General features: G+C 74.1%; 20 protein-coding genes and 1 pseudogene. 9 read left to right on the top strand and 12 right to left on the bottom strand.

What is annotated here, in order from left to right:
• Together FH715_RS19770 and FH715_RS19765 are read left to right on the top strand one after the other, a co-directional pair.
• Window positions 1–97: pseudogene (locus tag FH715_RS19770) on the top strand (ABC transporter ATP-binding protein); the annotation flags it as partial.
• The gene (locus FH715_RS19765; protein WP_139647169.1) at window positions 94–2646 is read left to right on the top strand and encodes an ABC transporter permease; all 2553 of its coding nucleotides are present in this window, start codon (window positions 94–96) and stop codon (window positions 2644–2646) included. The pseudogene FH715_RS19770 and the gene FH715_RS19765, both read left to right, overlap by 4 nt.
• Window positions 2647–3010: 364 nt before the next feature.
• Here FH715_RS19765 and proC read toward each other — a convergent pair whose 3' ends face one another.
• The 6 genes from proC to FH715_RS19740 all read right to left on the bottom strand — a co-directional run bounded on the left by proC (window position 3011) and on the right by FH715_RS19740 (window position 6492).
• Window positions 3011–3817: a pyrroline-5-carboxylate reductase gene (proC, locus tag FH715_RS19760; RefSeq protein ID WP_139647166.1), complete on the bottom strand. Its 807-nt coding sequence runs from the start codon at window positions 3815–3817 to the stop codon at window positions 3011–3013.
• A 162-nt stretch (window positions 3818–3979) separates the two neighbouring features.
• Window positions 3980–4756 carry a class I SAM-dependent methyltransferase gene (locus tag FH715_RS19755; RefSeq protein ID WP_139647164.1) on the bottom strand — a complete coding sequence of 259 codons (777 nt, stop codon included), beginning with the start codon at window positions 4754–4756 and terminating at the stop codon, window positions 3980–3982.
• A gap of 5 nt (window positions 4757–4761) precedes the next feature.
• Complete coding sequence (locus FH715_RS28320) at window positions 4762–4914, bottom strand: hypothetical protein (RefSeq protein ID WP_170184773.1); 153 nt, start codon at window positions 4912–4914, stop codon at window positions 4762–4764.
• Window positions 4915–5105: 191 nt separating this feature from the next.
• Complete coding sequence (locus tag FH715_RS19750; protein ID WP_211367716.1) at window positions 5106–5396, bottom strand: hypothetical protein; 291 nt, start codon at window positions 5394–5396, stop codon at window positions 5106–5108.
• Window positions 5393–5740, bottom strand: a complete 348-nt coding sequence (locus FH715_RS19745) for an ArsR/SmtB family transcription factor (protein ID WP_139647162.1) — start codon at window positions 5738–5740, stop codon at window positions 5393–5395. The genes FH715_RS19750 and FH715_RS19745 overlap by 4 nt, the downstream gene beginning before the upstream one ends.
• Before the next feature lie 224 nt (window positions 5741–5964).
• Window positions 5965–6492: a hypothetical protein gene (locus FH715_RS19740; protein WP_139647159.1), complete on the bottom strand. Its 528-nt coding sequence runs from the start codon at window positions 6490–6492 to the stop codon at window positions 5965–5967.
• Window positions 6493–6622: 130 nt separating this feature from the next.
• Between FH715_RS19740 and FH715_RS19735 the strand changes: the two genes are divergently transcribed.
• Entirely contained in the window at window positions 6623–8860 is a 2238-nt protein-coding gene (locus FH715_RS19735) for a protein kinase domain-containing protein (protein WP_170184772.1), read from the top strand.
• Window positions 8861–9118: 258 nt separating this feature from the next.
• Here FH715_RS19735 and ilvD read toward each other — a convergent pair whose 3' ends face one another.
• Both ilvD and FH715_RS19725 read right to left on the bottom strand, forming a co-directional pair.
• Window positions 9119–10963: a dihydroxy-acid dehydratase gene (gene ilvD / locus FH715_RS19730; RefSeq protein WP_139647155.1), complete on the bottom strand. Its 1845-nt coding sequence runs from the start codon at window positions 10961–10963 to the stop codon at window positions 9119–9121.
• Window positions 10964–11141: 178 nt separating this feature from the next.
• Window positions 11142–12059, bottom strand: a complete 918-nt coding sequence (locus tag FH715_RS19725) for a DUF3109 family protein (protein ID WP_425472753.1) — start codon at window positions 12057–12059, stop codon at window positions 11142–11144.
• A gap of 37 nt (window positions 12060–12096) precedes the next feature.
• On the opposite strand from FH715_RS19725, the gene FH715_RS19720 reads away from it, so the two are divergent.
• The gene (locus FH715_RS19720; RefSeq protein ID WP_139647153.1) at window positions 12097–13029 is read left to right on the top strand and encodes a Ppx/GppA phosphatase family protein; all 933 of its coding nucleotides are present in this window, start codon (window positions 12097–12099) and stop codon (window positions 13027–13029) included.
• 171 nt (window positions 13030–13200) lie between these two features.
• On the opposite strand, the gene FH715_RS19715 is transcribed toward FH715_RS19720, so the two are convergent.
• The gene (locus FH715_RS19715) at window positions 13201–13944 is read right to left on the bottom strand and encodes an ABC transporter permease (RefSeq protein ID WP_139647151.1); all 744 of its coding nucleotides are present in this window, start codon (window positions 13942–13944) and stop codon (window positions 13201–13203) included.
• Window positions 13941–14771: an ABC transporter ATP-binding protein gene (locus FH715_RS19710; protein WP_139647150.1), complete on the bottom strand. Its 831-nt coding sequence runs from the start codon at window positions 14769–14771 to the stop codon at window positions 13941–13943. The genes FH715_RS19715 and FH715_RS19710 overlap by 4 nt, the downstream gene beginning before the upstream one ends.
• Before the next feature lie 62 nt (window positions 14772–14833).
• Between FH715_RS19710 and FH715_RS19705 the strand changes: the two genes are divergently transcribed.
• A complete protein-coding gene (locus FH715_RS19705; RefSeq protein WP_425472755.1) occupies window positions 14834–15691 on the top strand; it encodes a sugar phosphate isomerase/epimerase family protein in 858 nt (285 codons plus the stop codon).
• On the top strand, window positions 15688–16317 hold the full coding sequence (locus FH715_RS19700; protein WP_139647146.1) for a TetR/AcrR family transcriptional regulator: 630 nt from the start codon (window positions 15688–15690) through the stop codon (window positions 16315–16317). Before FH715_RS19705 ends, FH715_RS19700 begins: the two co-directional genes overlap by 4 nt.
• Before the next feature lie 95 nt (window positions 16318–16412).
• Here FH715_RS19700 and FH715_RS19695 read toward each other — a convergent pair whose 3' ends face one another.
• The gene (locus tag FH715_RS19695) at window positions 16413–18011 is read right to left on the bottom strand and encodes a BACON domain-containing protein (protein WP_139647145.1); all 1599 of its coding nucleotides are present in this window, start codon (window positions 18009–18011) and stop codon (window positions 16413–16415) included.
• A 220-nt stretch (window positions 18012–18231) separates the two neighbouring features.
• On the opposite strand from FH715_RS19695, the gene radA reads away from it, so the two are divergent.
• Window positions 18232–19629, top strand: coding sequence for a DNA repair protein RadA (radA, locus tag FH715_RS19690; RefSeq protein WP_139647143.1), 1398 nt, complete (start codon window positions 18232–18234; stop codon window positions 19627–19629).
• A 42-nt stretch (window positions 19630–19671) separates the two neighbouring features.
• The gene (disA, locus tag FH715_RS19685) at window positions 19672–20796 is read left to right on the top strand and encodes a DNA integrity scanning diadenylate cyclase DisA (RefSeq protein WP_139647141.1); all 1125 of its coding nucleotides are present in this window, start codon (window positions 19672–19674) and stop codon (window positions 20794–20796) included.
• Window positions 20797–20993: 197 nt separating this feature from the next.
• Here the strand turns inward: disA and FH715_RS19680 are convergent, their stop codons facing one another.
• Complete coding sequence (locus FH715_RS19680; RefSeq protein ID WP_139647139.1) at window positions 20994–21809, bottom strand: hypothetical protein; 816 nt, start codon at window positions 21807–21809, stop codon at window positions 20994–20996.
• Between the two features lie 134 nt (window positions 21810–21943).
• Between FH715_RS19680 and FH715_RS19675 the strand changes: the two genes are divergently transcribed.
• Entirely contained in the window at window positions 21944–22876 is a 933-nt protein-coding gene (locus FH715_RS19675; RefSeq protein ID WP_139647137.1) for an HhH-GPD family protein, read from the top strand.
• The last annotated feature ends 52 nt before the right edge of the window (window positions 22877–22928 follow it).

The following is a 22928-nucleotide window of genomic DNA, read 5'->3' as shown; positions in this document are numbered from 1 at the left end:
CGCCGACGGCCAGATCGTCGACGAGATGCGCGACCCCACCGCCGACCGCGTCCTGGACCGGATGCGCGGCTTCGACGGACAGGGCCGCACCTCATGACCGTCCTCAAGACCTCACTGCGCAGCTTCTACGCCCACAAGGGCCGGATGCTGCTGTCGGCGGTCGCGATCGTGCTTTCGGTCGCGTTCGTCTGCGGAACGCTCGTCTTCAGCGACACGATGAGCAGCACTTTCGATCGTTTCTTCGGCAGGACAAGTTCGGATGTGACCGTCGCCGCCGAGGAGCGGGAGCACCGGCAGGAGACCGGCGTTCCCCGGACGCTCCCCGAGGACGTGGTGGAGCGGGTGGCCGCCGTCGAGGGGGTCGCCGAGGCGCACCCCACGGTGGAGTCCACCGACCTCACGGTGGTCGACGCGGCCAACGAGCGCCTGGACTCGGACAGCGGGGCGCCGACGATCGGCACCGACTGGGGCGCGGTGAACCAGCGGCTGATGGAGCTGGTCGAGGGCCGTGAACCGGCGGGCGCCGACGAGGTGCTGGTGGACGCCGACACCGCGGAACGGCGGGAGGTGGCGGTCGGCGACACGTTGACCGCGGTCACGGCCGCCGGCAGCCACCCGGTGACGGTGGTCGGGATGGCCGAGTTCGAGGGGAGCAACCCCGGGGTCACCTATCTGCTCTTCGAGTCGACGGCGGCGCGCGGCACGCTGCTCGGCGCCGCCGACCAGGTCAGCTCGGTCGCGGTGGACGCGGCGAGCGGGGTCTCTGACGCCGAGCTGAAGGCGCGGATCGCGGACGAGCTGGGCGGCGGCTTCGAGGTGAACACCCGGGAGGAGAACCGGAAGGAGGCCATGGAGGAGGTCGGCTTCCTCGACGTGCTGCGGTACGCGATGCTCGGCTTCGCCGGGATCGCGGTGCTGGTCGGGATCTTCCTGATCGTCAACACCTTCTCCATGCTGGTCGCCCAGCGCACCCGCGAGATCGGCCTGATGCGCGCCATCGGGACCAGCCGCCGCCAGATCAACCGCTCCGTCCTCATCGAGGCGCTGCTGCTCGGCGTCGTGGGCTCGGCGCTGGGGGTGGCCGCCGGGATCGGGTTGGCTGCGCTGATGCTCGGCGGGATGAGCGCGATGGGGATGAACGTCGAGGGCACCTCGTTGACGGTCGCCGCGACGACCCCCGCGATCGGGATGGCGGTCGGCGTGGTCTCGACGGTGCTGGCGGCCTGGCTGCCGGCGCGGCGGGCCAGCCGGGTCTCCCCGATGGCCGCGCTGCGCGAGGCCGGCACGCCGGGCGACGCGCGGGCCGGACGGGTGCGGGCGGCGTTCGGGCTGCTGCTGACCGGTGGCGGTGCCGCCGCCCTGGGGGTGGCGGCGGCCTCGGACGAGGCGTCGGACGGTTCGGCGTTCCTGGCGCTGGGCCTGCTGGGGACGCTGGTGGGCGCGGTCGTGGCCGCGCCGGTGCTCGCGTCGTGGGTCGTGCGGGTGCTGAACGCGCTGGTGCTGGGGGTGTTCGGCCCGGTAGGCCGGCTCGCCGGGCGGAACGCGCGGCGCAACCCCCGGCGCACGGGCGCGACGGCCAGCGCGTTGATGATCGGACTGGCGCTGGTGAGCGGGCTCGCGGTGGTGGGTTCCTCGGCGGTGGCCTCGGCCTCCGACCAGCTGGACCGCACGGTGGGCGCCGACTTCATCGTGGACAGCAGGGGCCAGTCGATCGTCGAGGAGGCCGCCGAAGTGGTGCGGGAGACCCCCGGTCTGACGCACGTCACGGACTACACCGGCGTGTGGGCCACGTTGACCACGCCGGACGGCGCGGAACGGGACGAGGAGCTGGTGGCGGCTTCCCCGACCTACGCCGGCGACCAGGCGTCCGAGACGGTCGAGGGCGAACTCGCCGACGCGTTCGCGCCGGGAGCGATGTCGGTGCCGGAGACCTTCGCTGAGGAGCGCGGGCTGTCGCTGGGCGACACGGTGCGCGTCGACTTCGTCGACGGCGGTTCGACGGAGCTGACGGTGGCGGCCGTGACCTCGGAAGACACGGTGATCGACCAGGGCGCCATGTATCTGGGCATCGACACGGCGCGCGAGCTGCTCGGCGCGGAGATGCCGAAGAACATCGCGATGTTCGCCAAGGCCGAGGACGGCCAGGAGGAAGCCGTCTACGCCGCACTCAAGGAGCGGATGGAGCGCTTCCCGCAGTACGACGTCGCCAACCAGGCCGACTACAAGCAGCAGTTGGAGGACGAGATCGGGTCGTTGCTGAACCTGGTCTACGCGCTGCTGGCGCTGGCGATCCTGGTGGCGGTCCTGGGCGTGGTCAACACGCTGGCGCTCTCGGTGATCGAACGGACCAGGGAGATCGGCCTGATGCGGGCCATCGGCCTCTCGCGGCGGCAGCTGCGGCGGATGGTGCGGCTGGAGTCGGTGGTGATCGCGCTGTTCGGCGCGGTGCTCGGACTGGGGCTGGGCATGGCGTGGGGGCTGACGTCGCAGCGGCTGCTGGAGCTGAGTGGGTTCCGGGTGCTGGAGATCCCGTGGTCGACGCTGGCCGTCGTCTTCGTCGGCTCGGCGGTGGTGGGTCTGCTGGCGGCCCTGATGCCCGCCTTCCGCGCCGGCCGGATGAACGTGCTGCGCGCCATCGCGGGGTGACTCCGTCGGTTTCGGGGAGCGACGACCCACCTGGCCGGTACCGCTCCGTTGTCGTCCTCGCGCCGACGACAACGGTGTCGCGCCGGCAGGTGGGTTGTCGGCGTAAGCCCGGTGTGGGTTAGCCGACTACGGAGCTTCACGGCCGGGTGGGTTGTCGGCTGCGGCCCGGTGTCCGGTTGCTCGCGCAGTTCCCCGCGCCCCTGGTGTGGGTGGGCGTGATCGGTCAGGTGCGGGCTCACGCGCGGTAGGTGACGGCCTGCTTGGGGGCGCGGGGAACTGCGCGAATGCTGGGTGGCGGGGGAAAGACGACAACGATGGCACGCCGGCAAGGCGGGTTGTCGCCCTCCCGCTCAAGCACCGCGGGTCAGCGCCCCGCGCCCAACTCCCGGCTGCGGTCCCGCGCCGCCTCCAGGGCGGCGATCAGCGCGGCGCGCACCCCGTGGTTCTCCAGCTCGCGGATCGCGTTGATCGTCGTGCCGCCGGGCGAGGTCACCGCCTCGCGGAGGGCGACGGGGTGCTCGCCGGTGTCCCTGAGCATCGCGGCGGCGCCCACCGCGGACTGGACGATCAGCTCGTGGGCCTTGTCCCTGGGCAGGCCGAGCAGGATGCCGGCGTCGATCATGGCCTCGACCAGGAAGTAGAAGTAGGCGGGCCCCGATCCGGAGAGCGCGGTGGCCGCGTCCTGCTGGGACTCGGGGAGCCGCAGGGTGCGGCCGACGCCGGCGAAGACCGCGTCCGCCGCGTCGAGATGGCGCTCCGAGGCGTGGGAGCCGCCGGAGATCACGGACATGCCCTGGTCGACGAGGGCGGGGGTGTTGGGCATGACCCGCACCACCGGGGTGCCGGGGGTGAGCCGGGACTCCACGAACGCGGTGGTGATGCCGGCGGCGGCGCTGATCACCAGCCGGTCGGCGGCGACGTGCGGCGCCAGTTCGTCCAGCAGCGCCGGCAGGTCCTGCGGTTTGACCGCGAGGATCAGCGTGTCGGCGAGCTTGGCGGCCTCCGCGTTCTCCACCACCCGCACGCCGTGCCGGGTGCGCAGCTCCGCCGCGCGGTCCTCGCGGCGCGCGGTGACCAGCACGTCGTCGGGGGCCCTGCCGGCGCCCAACAGGCCGACCAGCAGGGCCTCGCCGATCCTGCCCGTGCCGATGACGGCGATCTTCCCTGACATTCCGTGGCTCACCCGCTCCGCATCAACGTCCGTACGCGACGACGCACCGGACGAGCGTCGCCCCCGTTCACGCCGTCATCCTCGCACCGGGCGGGCGTCGGGCGTCGAAACGTCCGGGTGTCGGTCAGAACCGGGCAGCGAGCGCGCCGCGGCCGTGCGTTCTCAGTCGGTGGTGAGCGCGTTCGGTCGCGGGAGATAGGTCAGCCGCACGATGTAGGGCTCCTCCACCAGGCCGTCGGGGAAGAGTTCGCCGACGATGGCCTCCTCCTCGGCGAGCACCGGGCGGGTCTCGGCCTGGTCCAGCACGGCGAACTGGGAGTGGGTCGCGAGGTTGGCCAGATGGGTGGCGATCGGGACGGTGCGGCTCCAGGCGACCTCGCGGTAGAGGGGGCGGAGCGCGGGTTCGAGCGCGGCCAGATGGCGGCCGATGACGCGGGTCACGTCGTGCGCGCCGTGCTGCGGCAGGCGCCGCCGCAAGCGGGTTACCTGCTCGTCGATCCAGCCGACGGAGCGGTCGTTGGTGTTCCACCAGAGCGCCAGGCCGCCCTCGGGGCGCAGTACCCGCAGCGCCTCGGGCAGCGCGGCCTCGGGTCTGGTCCAGTGCCACGCCTGGGCGTAGGTGATCAGGTCGGCGCTGCCGTCGGCGAACGGGAGGGCGTCCCCCACCGCGCGCACCAGCGGCACGCCGGGGGAGGCGGTGGCGAGTTGGGCGGCCATGCCCTCGCCCGGCTCGACGGCGGTGACCCGGACGCCCCGCTCGCTGAGGCCGCGGGTGGCCTTGCCGGTGCCGGCGCCCACGTCCAGCGCGTGGGCGTCGGCCAACGGACGGCCGAAGCACTCCTCCAGCGCGTCGTAGAGGGCGGGCGGATAGTCGGGGCGGGCGGCGGCGTACTCGGCGGCGACGGCGTTGAACGAGGTGGCGAAGTCAGAGGTCCGCATGGACCTCAGCCTCCCTCAACGTCCCCTTCCGTACCAGGGTGCTTCGGGGTCGGGCGGTCCTCGGGGCGGTGGTGCTCCCGGGGGAAGCCGCGGTTGTCGTACTCGCCGTTGGGCTGGGCCGGCCGCACGATGCGGACCAGGCGGTGCAGGGCGCGCATGGGAACTCCTCCAGGGGAGGTGGGTCACGGAAACGGTCGGGAACCGTCGAAAACGGTCGGGAAGGCGGGTGTGAAGGTGAGCGGAAGAACGGGCGGCGGGTCGGTGTGCGACGGCGGGGTCCGTTCGTCCACCCCGGCCCGGCGCGGTCGAGGCGCGGTCGTCGCGCGGTCGTCACGCGGGGCGGCGGCGCTCAGTCCACCTCGCGCATCATCCGCTCGACGGAGCCGACGGAGGTGCGGACCTGCGCCAGTTCGTCGGTGTAGCGGCGGAGGATCTCCGTGTTGTCCTCCAGCAGTTCGGCGTACTTGGTGGCGAGCCTGCGGTACTCCTCCTCGCGGCCGGCCAGCATCCTGGCCCGCCAGGTGGCGGCGATCTGCCACACCACGACGATCATCAGGACGAAGACGCCTCCGGTGCCCAGGGCCGCCGCCCAGACGGCGGCGGGTTCGCTGGCCGCCTGGGAGGCCAGGGTGTCGTTCACCGCGTTTCCTCTCTCTGCCCGCTCCGGCTGAGTGTCTCGGTGGCCAGGGCGATGCTGTCGGGGGTGAGCTGGTACACGAACGGGGTGACTTCGTAGAAGCGCATGGCCTTGCCGTCGTCCGAGAGCTCCAGGGTGCTGGTGACCAGCCCGGCGGCCTCCAGACGTTGGAGGTGCATGTGCAGCAGCGGCCGGCTGATCCCGGTCTCCCTGGCCAGCCTGCTCACGTAGTTCCGGTCGTGGGTGAGCGCGGCGACGATCCGCAGCCGGTGCGGGTTGTTGAGCGCGCCCAGCACCTTCAGCAGGTGATCACCGTCGGACTCGGCGTCCGCGTCGTTCCGGGACACGCGACTCCTCTCCGGCCCCGATCGCCGCCGGACCGGCCCGGGGCGTCGAGCGCCCCGCGCGGCCGACGTGGTCGTGCCGTTCTTCTGTGACCAGCGTCCAGCGGCGAAGGGCACGCGTCAAGAAAAGCTGACACATGCCAGGGGCCGCTGAGGGTTCCCCCTGAAGCACCCCTGAGACGCGGCTCGGGGTTCCCCGAGGGGGCCGTCAACATCGCGTGGATCCGTCAACGCCGCTTGCGGCGCGCCGGGTTGCGGGAACGCTTCGCCACCAGCCGGCGGTGCCGCTCCAACGCCTCCTCGTGGCTGGCGCGCGCCAGCCGCTCCCCCGGCGCCTCGACCGCGCCACGCAGGGCGTAGGCGAGCAGCACCCCGACGAAGCCGACCACGTTGATGGAGCGGAACGCCGCCTCGTCCACCCCCGTGTCCGGCGCCGGCCTGGTGTACCGCAGCCACTGGCGGGTGAAGGCCAGCGCCGTGCAGATGGCGAACGCGAGCGCGACCAGCGCGCTCAGCCACCCCGGGGTCTCGGCCCCGCTCATCCCGCCGTATCCCACGGTCAGCAGCAGCGCGCCGGCGACGGTCCCCACCAGGGCGCCGGTGAAGAGGACGACGCGTCGCAGCCGGTAGCCGCCGGAGCGGTCCACCCAGCTGGTGCCGTAGAACCGGATCCGCTCCGGGCGCGGCTCGCTCAGGGGCTGGGCCGCGCTCTCCGACGCGGGCGAAGGGGCGGTGGGCCGCACAGACTTGGACATGTGGTCGATTATCTCCGTGGTGACCGCGCCGGGTCACGCCCCCCACGGAAGTACTCTGTCCCACGGCGCACCACGAGGGACCGAAACGCCCCGTGTGCGACCGGTACCGAGCCACTCCAGGGGGAGTCGCATGGCTGACGGCCGCGAGACCAGACCCGAACGCATCGGTGACTACGTCATCGAACGCCGGCTGGGCAGCGGCGGCATGGGCGTCGTCCACCTGGGCCGCACGGTCGCCGGCCGGCGGGTCGCGATCAAGGTGATCCGGCGCGAGTACGTGGAGAACCCGGGCTTCCGCGCCAGGTTCCGCCGCGAGGTGGCCGCCGCGCGGCGGGTCAGCGGCGCGTTCACCGCGCCGGTGGTGGACGCGGACCCGGACGGCGACCCGCCGTGGCTGGCCACCCTCTACGTTCCGGGCGGCTCGCTGACCGAACGGATAGACCGCGACGGCCCGTTGGCGCCCAGGGAGGCGGCCGGGGTCGGCGCGGAGCTGGCCGAGGCGCTGCTCGACATCCACCGCTGCGGGCTGGTCCACCGCGACCTGAAGCCGGGCAACGTGCTGCTCGCCGAGGACGGGGTGCGGGTCATCGACTTCGGCATCTCCCGCGCGTTGGACGACGGGCACCGGCTCACGGAGGACGGCGCGGTGCTCGGCTCGCCGCCGTTCATGGCGCCCGAGCAGCTGACCGGCGACGCCGAGGTGACGGCGGCGGCCGACGTGTTCGCGCTGGGCGCCGTGGTGGCCTACGCGGTGACGGGGCACAGCCCGTTCGACACGGACGGCACGGCGGGCGGCGACCCGCTGGCGGTGGCCTACCGGGTGGTGCACGAGGAGCCGGACCTGAGCGACGTGCCGGATTCGCTGCGGGACCTGGTCGGGTTGTGCCTGGTCAAGGACCCCGAACAGCGGCCGGGCGTCGCGGCGGTGCTGCGGATGGCGGCCTGGGCCGACACCCGCGCGCAGGCCGCCGGCGTCCGCGATTCGCCGGTCTGGCGCGGCGCGGGACCGGCGGAGCCGGGCACCGGCGCGAGGGAAACGGGCACCGGCACCGGAACGGGCACCGGGGGAACGGGCGCGGGCTCGCGGCGCGGCACACGCCCCGGCGTGAACGCCGGCGTGCGCGGCGGCAAGGGGCGCGGCGGGCGCGCGCGGCGCGGGGCGATAGCCGCGGTGGCGCTGGTGGCGGCGGGTGCGGCGGCCACCGCGCTCTGGCTGTTCCGGGCCTCGGACGACGGCGACCCCGGCGGCGGGGACCCGAGCGCGGCCCCTTCGGACCCGTCGGACACGTCGGACCCGTCAACGTGGGAGGGCCAGGCCCCGCCCGAGCCCTGGGAGGTCGACCTGCGGGACTGGGGCGTGCGCGACGCGCCCACCGAGGGCGTCGTCTGCGAACCGGCCACCGACGGCGGCGTGCTGTGCTCGGCGGCCGGCCAGTTCGCGTGGACGCTCGACGCGGACGGCGAGGAACGGTGGCGGTTCAACGGCCCGCGCGCCGGCGGCCCCTGGCCGAACGCGACGGCCGTCGGCGAGAACGTCCTCGCCGCGTCCGAGGGCGGCCTCGCGGCGCTCGACCCGGCCACCGGAGAGGTGCGTTGGCGGATCGACGCCCCCGAGCTGGGCGACACGCTGGCCGTCGGCGACGAGGCGATGGCGTTCCGCAACGGCGACAGCACGGTGCGCTTCTACTCCGCCGACGGGCCGGAACCGTTGGGGAGTTGGGAGGAGCCCGGCCGCTACCTCACCGACCTGCTCGGGCACGGCACGCGTTTCCTGGCCGCGAGCAGGGAGGACGAGAGCGGACAGGCCCCGCGGCTCGAACTGCTCTCGGAGAACGGGCGGTCGCTGTGGTCCACGCCGCTGGCACCGCCGGAGGAGGTTCCGGGGCTGCTCCACGGGATCGGAATGGACGACGAGGCCGCGTACTTCGAGGAGTGGGACGTGGACCTGCCGGTGATCAACGCGGTCTGGCGGCTCGACCTCGCCACCCGCGAGTGGACCAGGACGGAACTGCCGGAACCGACCGAGCCCCGCACGGTGTTGGCCGAGGGAACGCTCTACGTCTCCAGCATCGGTGGCCTGCTCACCGCCGTCGACCCGGCGGCCGGCGAGGTGCGCTGGCACCGGTCGACCGGCGTACAGATCGCGTCGCCGCCGACGCTGGCCGACGGGGTGCTCCATCTCTCCGACCGGGAGGGCGCGCTGCACCGGTTCTCGGCGGAGGACGGCGAACCGCTGGGCGCCGGCGAGCCGCACCCGGGAACGCCGGGCCCCGGCAGCGACGCGTCCCCGCCGCGGCCCGCGGTCGGCGACGAGGCGGTGTTCGTCCCCACGCTCGGCAACACGCTGTACGCGGTGCCCCGCGGGTAGCGGGACGACCGCCCACCGGCGTGGAAGGGGCGCGGGGAACTGCGCGAGCAACCGGCCGCCGGGGCGAGGACGACCACCCACCCAAGCCACGCACGTGAACAGTCGACCGCGGCCCGCCACGAATGCACCGCGCAGTTCCCCGCGCCCCCAACCAGGCCGTCACCGACCGCGCGTGGACCGGCACCCGACCGACCACGCCAACCCAATCCAGGGGCGCGCGGGACTACCCACCCGCACACCCGAGCCCGCCCGGCAGGGCTACCCCCGTTCCAGGGCGTCGAGGTCGCGGACCGCGCCGCGGTCCGCGCTGGTGGCCATCGCCGCGTAGGCGCGCAGCGCCAGCGAGACCTTCCGTTCGCGCGCGACCGGCGCGTACCGCCCGTCGAGCTCGGCCCGGCGCCGCGCCAACTCGTCGTCCGCGACCTTCAGTTCGAGCGCACGCCCGGGGATGTCGATGCGGATCGGGTCGCCGTCGCGCACCAGCGCGATCGTGCCGCCGGCCGCCGCCTCCGGCGAGACATGGCCGAGCGAGAGCCCCGACGTGCCGCCGGAGAACCGGCCGTCGGTGATCAGCGCGCACTTGGCGCCCAGGCCGCGTCCCTTGAGGTAGGAGGTCGGGTACAGCATCTCCTGCATCCCGGGGCCGCCCTTGGGGCCCTCGTAGCGGACGACGACCACGTCGCCCTCCTTGACCCGCTTGGTGAGGATCGCCTCCACGGCCTCCTCCTGGGATTCGACGACGACCGCCGGCCCCTCGAAGGTCCAGATCGACTCGTCGACGCCCGCGGTCTTCACCACGCAGCCGTCCTCGGCGAGGTTGCCGAAGAGCACCGCCAGCCCGCCCTCGGTCGAGTAGGCGTGCGCGACGTCCCTGATGCAGCCCTTCTCGGCGTCGCTGTCCAGGGTCTCCCACCGTTCGGACTGGGAGAACGCCTCGGCGGAACGGACACAGCCCGGCGCCGCGTGGAACAGCTCGACCGCCTCGGGCGACGGCGAACCGCCCCTGATGTCCCAGGTCTTGAGCCAGTCGGCGAGCGTCGCGCTGTGCACCGAGTGCACGTCCTCGTTGAGCAGCCCCGCCCGGTACAGCTCGCCGAGGATCGCGGGGATGCCGCCGGCGCGGTGCACGTCCTCCATGTAGTAGCTGCCGTTGGGCGCCACCTTGGAGAGGCAGGGCAGCTGACGCGAGAGCGCGTCGATGTGCTGGAGTCGGAAGTCCAGCTCCGCCTCCTCCGCCGCGGCGAGCAGGTGGAGGATGGTGTTGGTGGAGCCGCCCATGGCGATGTCCAGCGCCATCGCGTTCTCGAAGGCCGCGCGGGAGCCGACCGCGCGCGGCAGCACCGAGGCGTCGTCCTCCTCGTAGAAGCGGCGGGTGATCTCGACGACCGTGCGGCCGGCGTCCTCGTAGAGCGCGCGGCGCGCGGTGTGGGTGGCCAGCACCGAGCCGTTGCCGGGGAGGGAGAGGCCGATCGCCTCGGTGAGGCAGTTCATCGAGTTGGCGGTGAACATGCCGGAACAGGAGCCGCAGGTCGGACAGGCGTTCTCCTCGATCCTGGCCATGTCCTCGTCGGAGACGGAGTCGTTGACCGCCTCCGACATGGCGCTGACCAGGTCGAGCTTCCGGACGGTGCCGTCCACCAGCGTGGTGGTGCCGGACTCCATCGGGCCGCCGGAGACGAAGACCGTCGGGATGTTGAGCCGCATCGCGGCCATCAGCATCCCGGGCGTGATCTTGTCGCAGTTGGAGATGCAGATCAGGGCGTCGGCGCAGTGCGCCTCCACCATGTACTCGACGGAGTCGGCGATCAGGTCGCGGGACGGCAGGGAGTAGAGCATCCCGCCGTGGCCCATGGCGATGCCGTCGTCCACGGCGATCGTGTTGAACTCGCGGGGAACGCCGCCCGCTTCCTTGATCGCCTCCGAGACGATCCGGCCGACGGGCTGGAGGTGGGTGTGGCCGGGGACGAACTCGGTGAAGCTGTTGGCCACCGCGATGATCGGCTTCCCGAAGTCCTCCCTGGCTACCCCGGCGGCGCGGAGGAGGGCGCGGGCGCCCGCCATGTTGCGGCCGTGGGTGACGGTTCGGGACCTCAAGCTGCCCATGATGATGCCTCTCCTCGCGAGACGGTGCGGCTACCCTCACGAGGCTACGCCCGGCACCGCCGTTTCCGGACGGGGAGACCGGCATCCGGACAGGCCCGGCCCGCCGGCGTTCCCTCGAACGAGACCGCACGCCGGCGTTCCCTCGAACGAGACCACGCGCCGGCGGACGCGGCGCCCGTCAGCCGACGGGCGCGGGCGGGTCGGCCGGGTGCGGGGCCAGCAGCGGGAGGGGGCGGACGCCGGGCGGGGTGGCGCGCTGGGCGGCGAGCCTGGCCTCGCACAGCTCGACCAGCTGGTCGTAGCCGTCCTTGCCCATCAGCTCGACCAGCTCGGCGCGGTACCCGACGTACAGCGGCTCGGAGCCGCCGTGCGCCGCCGGGGCGCCCGTGCACCACCAGTGCAGGTCGTGGCCGCCGCCGCCCCAGCCCCTGCGGTCGTACTCGCCGATGGAGACGCACAGCAGCTGCTCGCCGTCGGGCTGCTCCACCCACTCGTAGGTGCGGCGCACCGGCAGCTGCCAGCAGACGTCCGGCTTGGTCTCCAACGGCTCGCGCCCCTCGGAGAGCGCCAGGATGTGCAGCGCGCAGCCCTGCCCGCCGGCGAACCCCGGCCGGTTGTTGAAGACGCAGGCGCCCAGGTGGCGGCGGGTGCGTCGCTCACCGTCCTCGTCCAGCTCGACCCAGCCCTCGCGTGCGGTGCCCTCCGCGTGGAACTGCCACTGCTCGGGCGTGAGTCGGGCGACGTGTCCCGCGACCCGCTCCTCGTCCTCCTCGTCGGAGAAGTGCGCGCCCAGGGTGCAGCAGCCGTCGCTGGCGCGGCCCGGCTGGATGCCCTGGCAGCCGCGGCCGAAGACGCAGCTCCAGCGGGAGGTCAGCCAGGTCAGGTCGCAGCGGAAGTACTGCTCGGGGTCGGCCGGGTCGGGGAACTCGACCCAGGCTCTCGGGTGGTCGAGCGCCACCTCGTCGCCGACGGCCCGGCGCCTCGCGCCGTCCCACGCGCCGTCGGATGCGCCATCGCCCGCGCGGTCGGGTGCGCGGTCGGCCTCGCGGTCGTCCGGGGCGTTTCTGTCCGGCTTCGCCCTCTTCGTCTTCGCCACAACGCCCAGGGTAGAGGGCCGGGTAGCGTTGTCGGGCATGAGACTCGGAGTTCTCGACGTGGGTTCCAACACGGTTCATCTACTGGTGGTTGACGCCCATCCCGGCGCCCGCCCGCTGCCGGCCTACTCCCGCAAGACGGAGTTGCGGCTGGCGGAGTTGCTCGACGAGCGGGGGGCGATCAGCCCGGCCGGCGTGGAGCGGCTGGTGGCCACCGTCCGGGAGGCGCTGGAGGTGGCGGAGGAGCACGGCGTCGCCGACCTGTTGCCGTTCGCCACGTCGGCGGTGCGGGAGGCGGGCAACGCGGAGCAGGTGCTGGCGCGGGTGGCGGCCGAGACGGGGGTGGCGCTCCAGGTGCTGTCCGGGGAGGACGAGGCGCGGCTGACCTTTCTCGCGGCGCGGCGCTGGCTGGGCTGGTCGTCGGGGCGGCTGCTGCTCTTCGACATCGGCGGCGGCTCCCTGGAGATCGCGTTCGGCCTCGACGAGGCGCCGGACGCGGCGGTCTCGCTGCCGCTGGGCGCGGGCCGGCTGACGGCGGCCCGGCTGCCGGGCGACCCGCCCTCGTCGGCGGACGTGCGGGCGCTGCGGCGCGACGTGCGCACCGAAGTGGCGGGCGTGGTCGGCCGGTTCAGCCGGCTGGGGGCGCCGGACCGGGTGGTGGCCACGTCGAAGACGTTCAAGCAGCTCGCCCGGATGGCGGGCGCGGCGCGCTCGGCAGAGGGGCAGTACGTCCGCCGGCAGCTGGGCAGGGCCGACCTGCGGGAGTGGAGCCAGAAGCTCGCCGAACTCCCGGTCGCCGAACGGCGGGAGCTGCCCGGGGTCTCCCCCGGCCGGGCCGGTCAGCTGCTGGCGGGGGCGCTGGTCGCGGAGGCGGCGATGGACCTCTTCGGCGTGGAGTCCCTGGACATCTGCCCCTGGGCGCTGCGCGAGGGCGTCATCCTCCGCCGTCTGGACCGGATGCGCGCCCCCTGACCGGGCGCACGCCCCCGCGCCCCGGACGGCGGGGGCGCGGGGAGCCACGCGAACACCCCCGCCGGGCCGCGCCCGGCGGACCACCGCGACCAGCCCGCCGCCGTCCGTCGCGTCCCCGACGCCGGTAGCGCGTTCCCGCCCCCGCCCGTCGCGTCCCCGACGCCGACGGAGTCACTCCGTGCGCCGCCGCAGCGTCGCCGCGCCCAGCGCGAGAACCAGCACCGCGGCGCCGCTGACCACCAGCGCGTCGCGCACGTAGTCGCCGGTGATGTCCGCGCTGTGCAGCACCTCGTTCATGCCGTCCACCGAGTACGACATCGGCAGCACGTCGGACACGTACTCCAGGACCGGCTGCATCGTGTCGCGCGGCGCGAAGAGCCCGCACAGCAGCAGCTGGGGAAAGATCAACGCCGGCAGGAACTGGACCGCCTGGAACTCCGAGGCGGCGAACGCCGAGACGAAGAGCCCGAGCGCGATGCCGAGCAGCGCGTTGAGCAGGGCCACCAGCAGCAGCAACCAGGGCGAGCCGGCGACGTCGAGCCCGAGCAGCCACAGCGCGACGCCGGTGGCGATCGCCGTCTGGGCGATGGCGAAGAGGCTGAACGCGAGGGCGTAGCCGACGATCAGGTCGGCCTTGCCCATCGGCATCACCAGCAGTCGTTCCATCGTGCCGGAGGTCCGCTCGCGCAGGGTGGCGATCGAGGTGACCAGAAACATGGTGATCATCGGAAAGATCCCCAGCAGCGAGGAGCCGATGAAGTCGAACGAGTCGGGGTTCGCGTCGAAGACATAGCGCAGCAGCACCAGCAGCAACACCGGGACCAGCAGCAACAGCGCGATGGTGCGCGGGTCGTGGCGCAGCTGGCCCAGGACCCGGCGGGTGGTGGCGAGCGTGCGGGCGAGACTCACGGTCATGCCTCCCGGTGGCGCGTGTCGTCGGCGGCGTTGTCGTTGTCGGCGCCCGCGTTGTCCTTCTCGTTGTCGGCATCGGCGGCCACCAGCGCGAGGAACGCCTCCTCCACGGTCGCGACCCCGCTGCGCGCGCGCAGCGCCGGCGGCGAGTCCTCGGCGAGCACCCGCCCCTCGCGCATCAGCACCAGCCGCTCGCAGCGGTCCGCCTCGTCCATCACATGGGACGAGATCAGCAACGTGGTGCCGCGCTCGTCGGCGAGCCGGTGGAAGAGGCCCCACAGCGCGTTGCGCAGCACCGGGTCCAGCCCGACCGTCGGCTCGTCGAGCACCAGCAGCTCGGGGGCGCCGAGCAGGGCGGCGGCCAGGGAGACCCGGGAGCGCTGGCCGCCGGAGAGGTTCCTGGTGAGGGCCGTCGCGCGGGCGGCGAGGTCGACCTCGTCCAGCACCCGCTCCACCTCGGCCGCCCGCGTGGAGCGCGCCAGGCCCAGGACGGCCGCGAAGTACTCCAGGTTCTGCCGGACGGTGAGGTCCGCGTAGACCGAGGGCGCCTGGGTGACATAGCCGAGGCGTGGGCGGAGCGCGGCGGAGCCGGCGGGCCGGCCCAGCACCTCCAGCGTGCCGGTGACGCCCTTCTGCGCGCCTACGACGGCCCGCATCAGCGTGGTCTTCCCGCAGCCGGAGGGCCCGAGCAGCCCCGTGACGCTGCCGGCGGGCACCGCGAAGTCCAGCCCGCGCAGCACCTCGCGGCCCCCGCGCCGCACCCTCAGGTCGTGGGCGCGCACGGCCGGTTGACCGGCGTCGGCGCCCCCGTCGCCGTTTTTATTAATCATGCGTTTAATTATTCTCCGGGCGGCGCCACGGCGTCAAGCCACCCGCCACGCCCGGGCGTAGGCTGGTCGCCGTGGCAGATCCAGAACCCGTCGACGAGGTGAGAGTCGGGCTGTCGACGGCCTCCGTCTACCCGGAGAACACGGCGGCGGCCTTCGAGATAGCCGGCAGGCTCGGCTACGACGGGGTCGAGGTCATGGTGTGGACCGACCCGGTGAGCCAGGACGTGGAGGCCCTGCGCCGGCTCTCCGACGAGCACGGGGTGCCGGTCCTCGCCGTGCACGCACCCTGCCTGCTGGTGACCCAACGGGTCTGGTCGACCGACCCCTGGCGCAAGCTGGTCACCGCCCGCGCCGCCGCCGAACGACTCGGCGCCGACACCGTGGTGGTCCACCCCCCGTTCCGCTGGCAACGCGCCTACGCGCGCGGCTTCGTCGAGGGGATCGCGCGGCTCGGCGCGGAGAGCGGCGTGCGCTTCGCCGTGGAGAACATGTACCCCTGGCGCTACCGCGACCGCGAGATGCAGGCGTACGCCCCCGGCTGGGACGTCACGGACGAGGAGTACCCGCACCTCACGCTCGACGTCTCGCACTGCGCGACCGCCAGGGGCGACGCCCTTGAGCTGGCCGGGCGGATGGGCGAGCGGCTGACCCATGTCCACATCGGGGACGGCTCGGGCTCGGGCAAGGACGAACACCTGGTGCCCGGGCGCGGCGCGCAGCCCTGCGCCGCCGTGCTGGAGCGGCTGGCCGCCACGGGGTACCGGGGCCATGTGATCGCCGAGATCAACACCCGCCGGGCGACCTCGGCCCGCGAACGCGAGGCGGACCTCGCCGAGGCGCTGGCCTTCACCCGGCTGCATCTGCGGCAGCCGGCGCCCGCGCCGCCGCCGGCCGAGAGGCGCGGGGAAGCCGGCCGATGAGCACCGCCTCGGGGCGGCGCCGGGGCCGGCCGTCGCGGGCCGAGAGCGAGAACGGCGCCCCCGGCGCGCGCGAACGCATCCTGGACTCCGCCCGCGCCGAGTTCGCCAGGCGCGGCTACGACCTGGCCTCCGTGCGCGCCATCGCGCGCGGCGCCGACGTCACGCCGGCGCTGGTGCACCACTACTTCGGCACCAAGGAACAGGTCTTCGCCGCCGCGGTCCACGCGGCGGTCGAGGTCGCCGCGCGCGCCTTCGCCGAGACGGAACCGGCCGGCCCCGACGGGTTCGGCGAGGTCTTCACCCGGATGTTCTTCGGCATCTGGGAGAACCCGACGACCCGCGGCCCGCTGCTGGCGCTCTTCCGTTCGGCGGCGCACAACGACACGGCGGCGGCGATCTTCCGTCTCGCCATCACCGACCAGCTGCTGAGCCGGGTGGCGGGCGCGCTGCCGGGGCCGGACGCCGAACTGCGCGCCGAGCTGGCCGCGATGCAGCTCGTCGGCGTCGTGCTCGGGCGCTATGTGCTGGGGCTCGAACCCCTGGCCAGCACCGAGGCGGAGGTGCTGATCCAACGGCTGGCACCCGTCGTCCAGCACCACTTCACCGGCCCGGCCACCACGTTCTGACGCCTCGCCGCTTCCTGATGGCCCTCACCGCCATTCGGGCCCTCGCCGCGCTCCGGGTCCCGGGCAGCGCGTCGGCCGCCCGGGAACGGCCCCGCTCAGACCGGACTGGGCTGCGGAACGGGATCGTCGCCCGGCGGGTCGGAAGGCTCGTCGGCGGGCGGGTCCGAGGGGTCGTCCGGCGGCTCCTCCGGGGCGTCCGGGCTCTCGCCCGCGCCCTCGACGGTGACCCGCGCGCCGGTGGGCTGGATGAACACGGACCCCTGCCAGGGCCCGGCCGGCTGCCGCGCCGTGTCGACCAGCACCTCGACCACCACCGTCTCGCCCGGCCACAGCGTCCCCGAGGAACGGCCGAGCAGCAGCCAGTCGGCATCCGTCGACGCCGACCAGTCGACGGGGGAACCGCCGGAGACCGTGAGGGTCAGCAGCGTGCCCGAACCCGTCGTCGCCACGTCGACGAACAGCTCCCCGGGCGCCGGCGTCGTCGGCTCCTCGGTCCCCGAGCCCGCGCCCTCACGGTCCTCGGGGGAGGCGTCGTCCGAGGGCTCCGGGTCGGGGCCGGACGACTCGTCCTCCTCCGTCGGCTCGTCGGGCGAGGCGGGGCGACGGCGCTCACGCTCGCCGTTCGGCTGGCGGCCGGGGCCACCGCCCTCCTCCACCACCTCGTCGGGAACGCTGGCCGACATCCCCTCCAGCTCCGCGGCCTCGCCCGTCACCGGGCCGCCCCGGTACGCCGCCCACAGCGCCAGCACCGGGGCCGCCAGGACCGTGGCCACCACCGTGCCGGTGACCGCCCGGCCGCGCAGCCGCTCGCGGCGCGCCGCGCGGTCCTTCTCCGGAAGCGGGAAGCCCCAGCGGTCCCACCGCGGCCCCTGCTGCGCGCGCGCCCGGCGCACGGCCAGGCGCGCGGCGTGCACGGCGGGCCTGGGGGCGCGCACCACCGCCAGCCGCGTCTGCCCCGCGGGGGCGGTGCCGGGCCAGCCGAGCCCGGCCATCGCACGCTGCGCCACCAGCCGGCAGGCCGGGCACTCGTCCACGTGGCGCACCAACTCCCGCCGCAGCGTGGGGCCGAGCAGCACCCGCCGGTCGTCGCCCGAGAGCATGGCCATCGAGGGGCAATGTGCCGAGTCGACCGCGGCGAGGGCGGCCGTGGTGCGCTCGACCTCGCAGTTCGCCGTGGTCAGCAGGGCGCGCGCCGCCTCGTCCGGCAGCCGCAGCACCCGGGCGATCTCGGCCGTGGTCAGCCGGTGCCTGACCGCCAACTCCAGCGCCTCGCGCTGCTCCTGGGTGGTGCCGGCCGCCTCGGCCCAGGCCAGCATCGCCAACTCCCTGCGCCGCTGCGCGTCCTCCCCCACGGCGCGCGGACCGGCGCTCACGCCCTGCTCGCGCTGGAGCGCGAGCCGGCGCAGACAGCACCAGCGCACCAGCGCGTACAGCCAGGAACGCGCCAGCGCGGGCGCCTCGGGGCGCCGCCCACGCTCCTGCTGGCGCTCCGCCAGCGCCAGCGCCTCACCCAACGCGGCGATGGCGGCGTCGTGCTCGCACATCACCGAGAGGCAGTAGGTGAAGAGTCCGTCCAGGTCGGCGTCGGCGTAGGCGGCCGGGCGCGCACCACGTCGGGCACGCGGCCGGGACGAGGCGGCGTGCTGTGGGCGTCGCCCGGTCAACGGTGAGGGCTGGGCGCGACAGCTGGTCATCACCTGGTGACGTTAGGCGCCCGACGGCCGACCGGCGGAGCCGGAAGCCCCAGGTTCCCCCCAACGGGTGATCCTCGGCGCCCCGAGGCGACGAGCTGGGGTGACGACCTGTGGTGACGCCTGGTCCGCCACCCCCGGGCGGGGCCGTCCCACCCGGCGCCGAACGGGCGTCGGCGGGTGGTTCGTTCGGCTGTCAGTGCGCGACGGTAGCGTTCCGCCCATGGCTCGAAAAAGTGACCGTCCGGCGTACCGCTGCACCGAGTGCGGCTGGTCCACGGGGAAGTGGCTGGGCCGCTGCCCCGAGTGCCACGCGTGGGGCACGGTGGAGGAGGTCGGCGGCACGCCCGCCGTACGCACCGTTCCCGCGGCGCGCGTCGCCTCGCCCGCGGTCCCCATCGGGCAGGTGGACGGCGCGGCGGTCACGGCCAGGAGCACGGGCGTGCCCGAGCTGGACCGGGTGCTCGGCGGCGGGCTGGTGCCCGGCGCCGTGGCGCTGCTGGCCGGCGAGCCGGGCGTGGGGAAGTCCACGCTGCTGCTGGACGTGGCGGCCAAGGCGGCCTCGCAGTCCCGCCCGACGCTCTACATCACCGGCGAGGAGTCCGCGGGCCAGGTGCGGATGCGGGCGGACCGCATCGGGGCGCTCGACGACCATCTCTATCTCGCCGCCGAGACGGACCTGGGCTCGGTGCTCGGCCAGTTGGACGCGGTCAGGCCGGGTCTGCTGGTGCTGGACTCGGTGCAGACCGTCGCCTCGGCCGAGGTGGACGGCGCGCCCGGCGGGGTGGCGCAGGTGCGGGAGGTCGCGGGGGCGCTGATCCGCGCCTCCAAGGAGCGCGGGATGTCCACGGTCCTGGTGGGCCATGTGACGAAGGACGGCGCCATCGCCGGCCCCCGGCTGCTGGAGCATCTGGTGGATGTCGTGCTCAACTTCGAGGGCGACCGGCACGCCAGGCTCCGCCTGGTGCGCGGGGTGAAGAACCGCTACGGGGCGACGGACGAGGTCGGCTGCTTCGAGCTGCACGACGAGGGCATCACCTCGCTCGCCGACCCCTCGGGCCTCTTCCTGACCCGCAGGGACGAACCGGTCCCCGGCACCTGCCTCACGGTCACCCTGGAGGGCCGCCGGCCGCTGGTCGCCGAGGTCCAGTCGCTGACGGTCGACAGCCAGATCCCCTCGCCCCGGCGCACCACCTCCGGCCTGGAGACCTCGCGGGTCTCGATGATGCTCGCCGTCCTGGAGCAGCGCGGCCAGATATCAGCCCTGGGTAAGAACGACATCTACACGGCCACGGTCGGCGGCGTGCGGCTCTCCGAGCCTGCGGCGGACCTCGCGGTCGCCCTCGCCCTGGCCAGCGCCGCCAGCGACACCCCGCTCCCGAAGAACCTGGTGGCCGTCGGCGAGGTCGGACTCGCCGGAGAGGTGCGCCGGGTCACCGGTGTGCAGCGACGGCTGGCCGAGGCTTCGAGACTGGGCTTCTCGCACGCTCTGGTGCCGGTCGACTCGGGCGAGGCGCCGCCCGGGATGCGGGTGCTTGAGGTCGCCGATATCGGGGAGGCGCTGGGTGTACTCCCGGCGTATCGGGCGGAGGCCGCCGGGCGACAGAGGGCACGCCGGTAGACTCGGCGGCTCAGATGGCGGTTTCGTCCCCCGGAGGAGTGCATGGCAGCCAGCGACCGGCCGGCGAGTCCCGGCAGGGCCGTGGGTGGCTCGGGAGCGGACAGCCTGCTGCGCGCCACGCTCAGCGCGGTCGCCCCCGGCACCCAGCTCCGGGACGGCCTGGAGCGCATTCTCCGGGGGAGCACGGGCGGCCTCATCGTGCTGGGAGTCGACCGCACGGTCGAGTCGCTGTGCACGGGCGGCTTCGTGCTGGACGTCGAGTTCACGGCGACCCGCCTGCGCGAGCTGTGCAAGCTCGACGGCGCGGTGATCGTGGACCGGGACATCTCGCGGATCGTGCGCGCCGGCGTGCAGCTGGTGCCCGACCCGAGCATCCCGACCGAGGAGACCGGCACCCGGCACCGCACCGCGCAGCGGATCTCCATCCAGACCGGTTTCCCCGTCGTCTCGGTGAGTCAGTCGATGCGGCTGGTCGCGCTCTACGTCGACGGCCAGCGGCGGGTGCTGGAGGACTCGGGAGCGATCCTCTCCCGGGCCAACCAGGCACTGGCCACGCTGGAGCGGTACAAGCTGCGACTCGACGAGGTCGCCGGCACGCTCTCCGCGCTGGAGATCGAGGACCTGGTGACCGTCAGGGACGTGGCGGCCGTGGCGCAGCGCCTGGAGATGGTGCGCAGGATCGCCGTGGAGATCGCCGAGTACGTGGTGGAGCTCGGCACCGACGGACGGCTGCTCTCGCTCCAGCTGGACGAGCTGATCGCCGGCGTCGAGCCCGAACGCCAGCTGATCGTCCGCGACTACCTCCCGGACGCCGCAGGCAAGCGCTCCCGCAAGGTCGGCACCGCGCTGTCCGAGCTGGACGGCCTCGGCCACGCCGAGCTACTCGAACTCGCCTTGGTCGCACGGGCGTTGGGCTACAGCGTGGCCCCCGACTCCCTGGACACGGCGGTCTCCCCGCGCGGCTTCCGGCTGCTGGCGAAGATCCCCCGGCTTCCCGGCCTCGTCATCGACCGGCTGGTCGACCACTTCGGCGGCCTCCAGAAGCTGCTGGCGGCCAGCGTCGACGACCTCCAGGCCGTGGACGGCGTCGGCGAGACCCGGGCCCGCTCCGTCCGCGAGGGCCTCTCCCGCCTGGCCGAGTCCTCGATCCTCGAACGCTACGTCTGACCCTCCGCCGAGCGGGAGCCCGTCCGGCACAGCCGAACAACGCGCGATCCCCGGAAGGACGTCTGGGGAGCCGGGTGACCCGACAACCGCGCCTCGGCGAGGCAAGTCCCCGCGGGCGCGGCAGACCCGCGGGCCGCTCAACGAAGCTCGCACCGCCGCGAAGGCGGGCCGCTCCCCCAAAGCCCGGCCGGCAGGCCCTAGTCCTCGGCGAGCCGGAAGGACGTCTGGGTGACCGGGTGACCCGACAACCGCGCCTCGGCGAGGTAGGTACCCGGGGAGGCGGCAGGGCCGGGAGCCGCGTCGCAGTCGGCCGACGAGAGCCGCAGGTCCCAGGTGACCGTGTGATCGGCGGTGCCGCCCGCGGAGACCGCGGTGGGCGAGGAGGCCGGCGTCTCGGGGCAGTCGGCGGAGGACCAGACCTCGTCGCCCCCGTCGTCGACGAGCGAGATCGTCAACGCGTCGTGGCCGAAGTCGACCCGGCAGGGTGCCGCGCCCGTGTTCTCAGCCGTGAACCGCAGTTCGGGTTCCTCGCCCGGGGAGTAGTCGTTGGCGTCGCTGCGCAGCGAGAGCGTCAGTTCGCTCTCCACACACCCGGGAAGCCCCCCGGCCCCGCCGCCGCCCTCGCCGCCGCTCTCGGAGCCGTCACCGCCCGCGCTGTCGCCGTTCCCGCCGTCGTCCTGCCCCTCGGAACCCCCCGAACCCTCCGAGTCGGCCGAACCGCCGTCGTCCTCCCCGCCGTCGCCCTCCTCTTCCCCGTCGCCGTCCGCGTCGTCCTCGCGGCCTCCGGGGCGTTCCTCGATCAGCGACTCCGAGGGCGTCGGCCCGGGGGTGATCGAGTCGGCCGGGCCCTTGCCGTCGTCCTGGCCCGAGGCGTTGGAGCTCCCACCGCCCGTCGAACGCACCGCCCAGAAGATGAGCAACAGCACCACGGCGAGCACGCACGCCATCACGGCCCTGCGGCGCCAGTAGATGGCGGAGGGCAACGGGCCGACCGGAGTTCGCAGTGATCCCACGCGGAAACCTTACGAGACTTCGGCCACACCCGAATGACCCACCCTCGGCTTGCCAGGACACCGTTCCGTATCAACACGCGCGGGGCGCGGGCCGCTTTGTGCCGTGGCCGGGCCGTGCCAGGATCGCCCTTGCCATGACTGCGACGACTGCGACTGACACAGCCCAGGGCGAGGCGTCCTCCGGGACCGACCCCGACGCCCTGCACGCGCCGGTGATCGAGTGGTTCCACCACAACGCCCGTGACCTGCCCTGGCGACGGCCCGAGGCCGGTGCGTGGGGCGTCATGGTGAGCGAGTTCATGCTCCAACAGACGCCGGTGAGCCGCGTGCTGCCGGTCTACGAGGAGTGGCTGCGCCGCTGGCCGCGCCCCGCCGACCTGGCGGCCGAGCCTTCGGGCGAGGCCGTCCGCGCCTGGGGCCGCCTCGGCTACCCGCGCCGCGCGCTGCGGCTGCACGGCGCGGCGGCGGCCATAGCGGAACGGCACGGCGGCGAGGTGCCCACCGACCACCACCAACTGCTGGCGCTGCCCGGCGTGGGCGAGTACACGGCGGCGGCCGTCGCCTCCTTCGCCTACGGCCAGCGGCACGCGGTGCTGGACACCAACGTGCGCCGGGTCTTCGCCCGCGCCGTCTCGGGCACCGAGTACCCGCCGAACGCCACGACCGCCGCCGAACGCAAGCTCGCCAGGCTGCTGCTGCCGGAGGAGCCCACGACGGCGGCCCGTTGGGCGGCGGCCACCATGGAGCTGGGCGCGCTGCTGTGCACGGCGCGCACGCCGGACTGCGGGCGCTGCCCGATCCTGGAGCAGTGCGCCTGGCGCCGCGCCGGATCACCGGCGCACCAGGGACCGCCGCGGCGCACCCAGACGTATGTGGGCACCGACCGCCAGGTGCGAGGCAAACTGCTCGCGGTCCTGCGCGAGCTGCCGGGGCCGGTGCCGCGCGCCGCGCTGGACCGGGTCTGGCACGACCCGGAGCAGCGCTCCCGCGCGTTGGGCGGGCTGCTCAGCGACGGGCTGATCGAACGGCTCCCCGACGGGCGTTACCGCCTCCCCGGCAGCTCCTGACGGGAAGGGCGTACGACGGTGGCGCCGTCGTACGCCGCCCCCTGTCCCGAGA

Origin of the sequence: Streptomyces sedi (assembly GCF_006335015.1) — a bacterium.
GTDB lineage: Bacteria > Actinomycetota > Actinomycetes > Streptomycetales > Streptomycetaceae > Streptomyces > Streptomyces sedi.
This window is presented reverse-complemented; position numbering and strand designations above follow the sequence as displayed.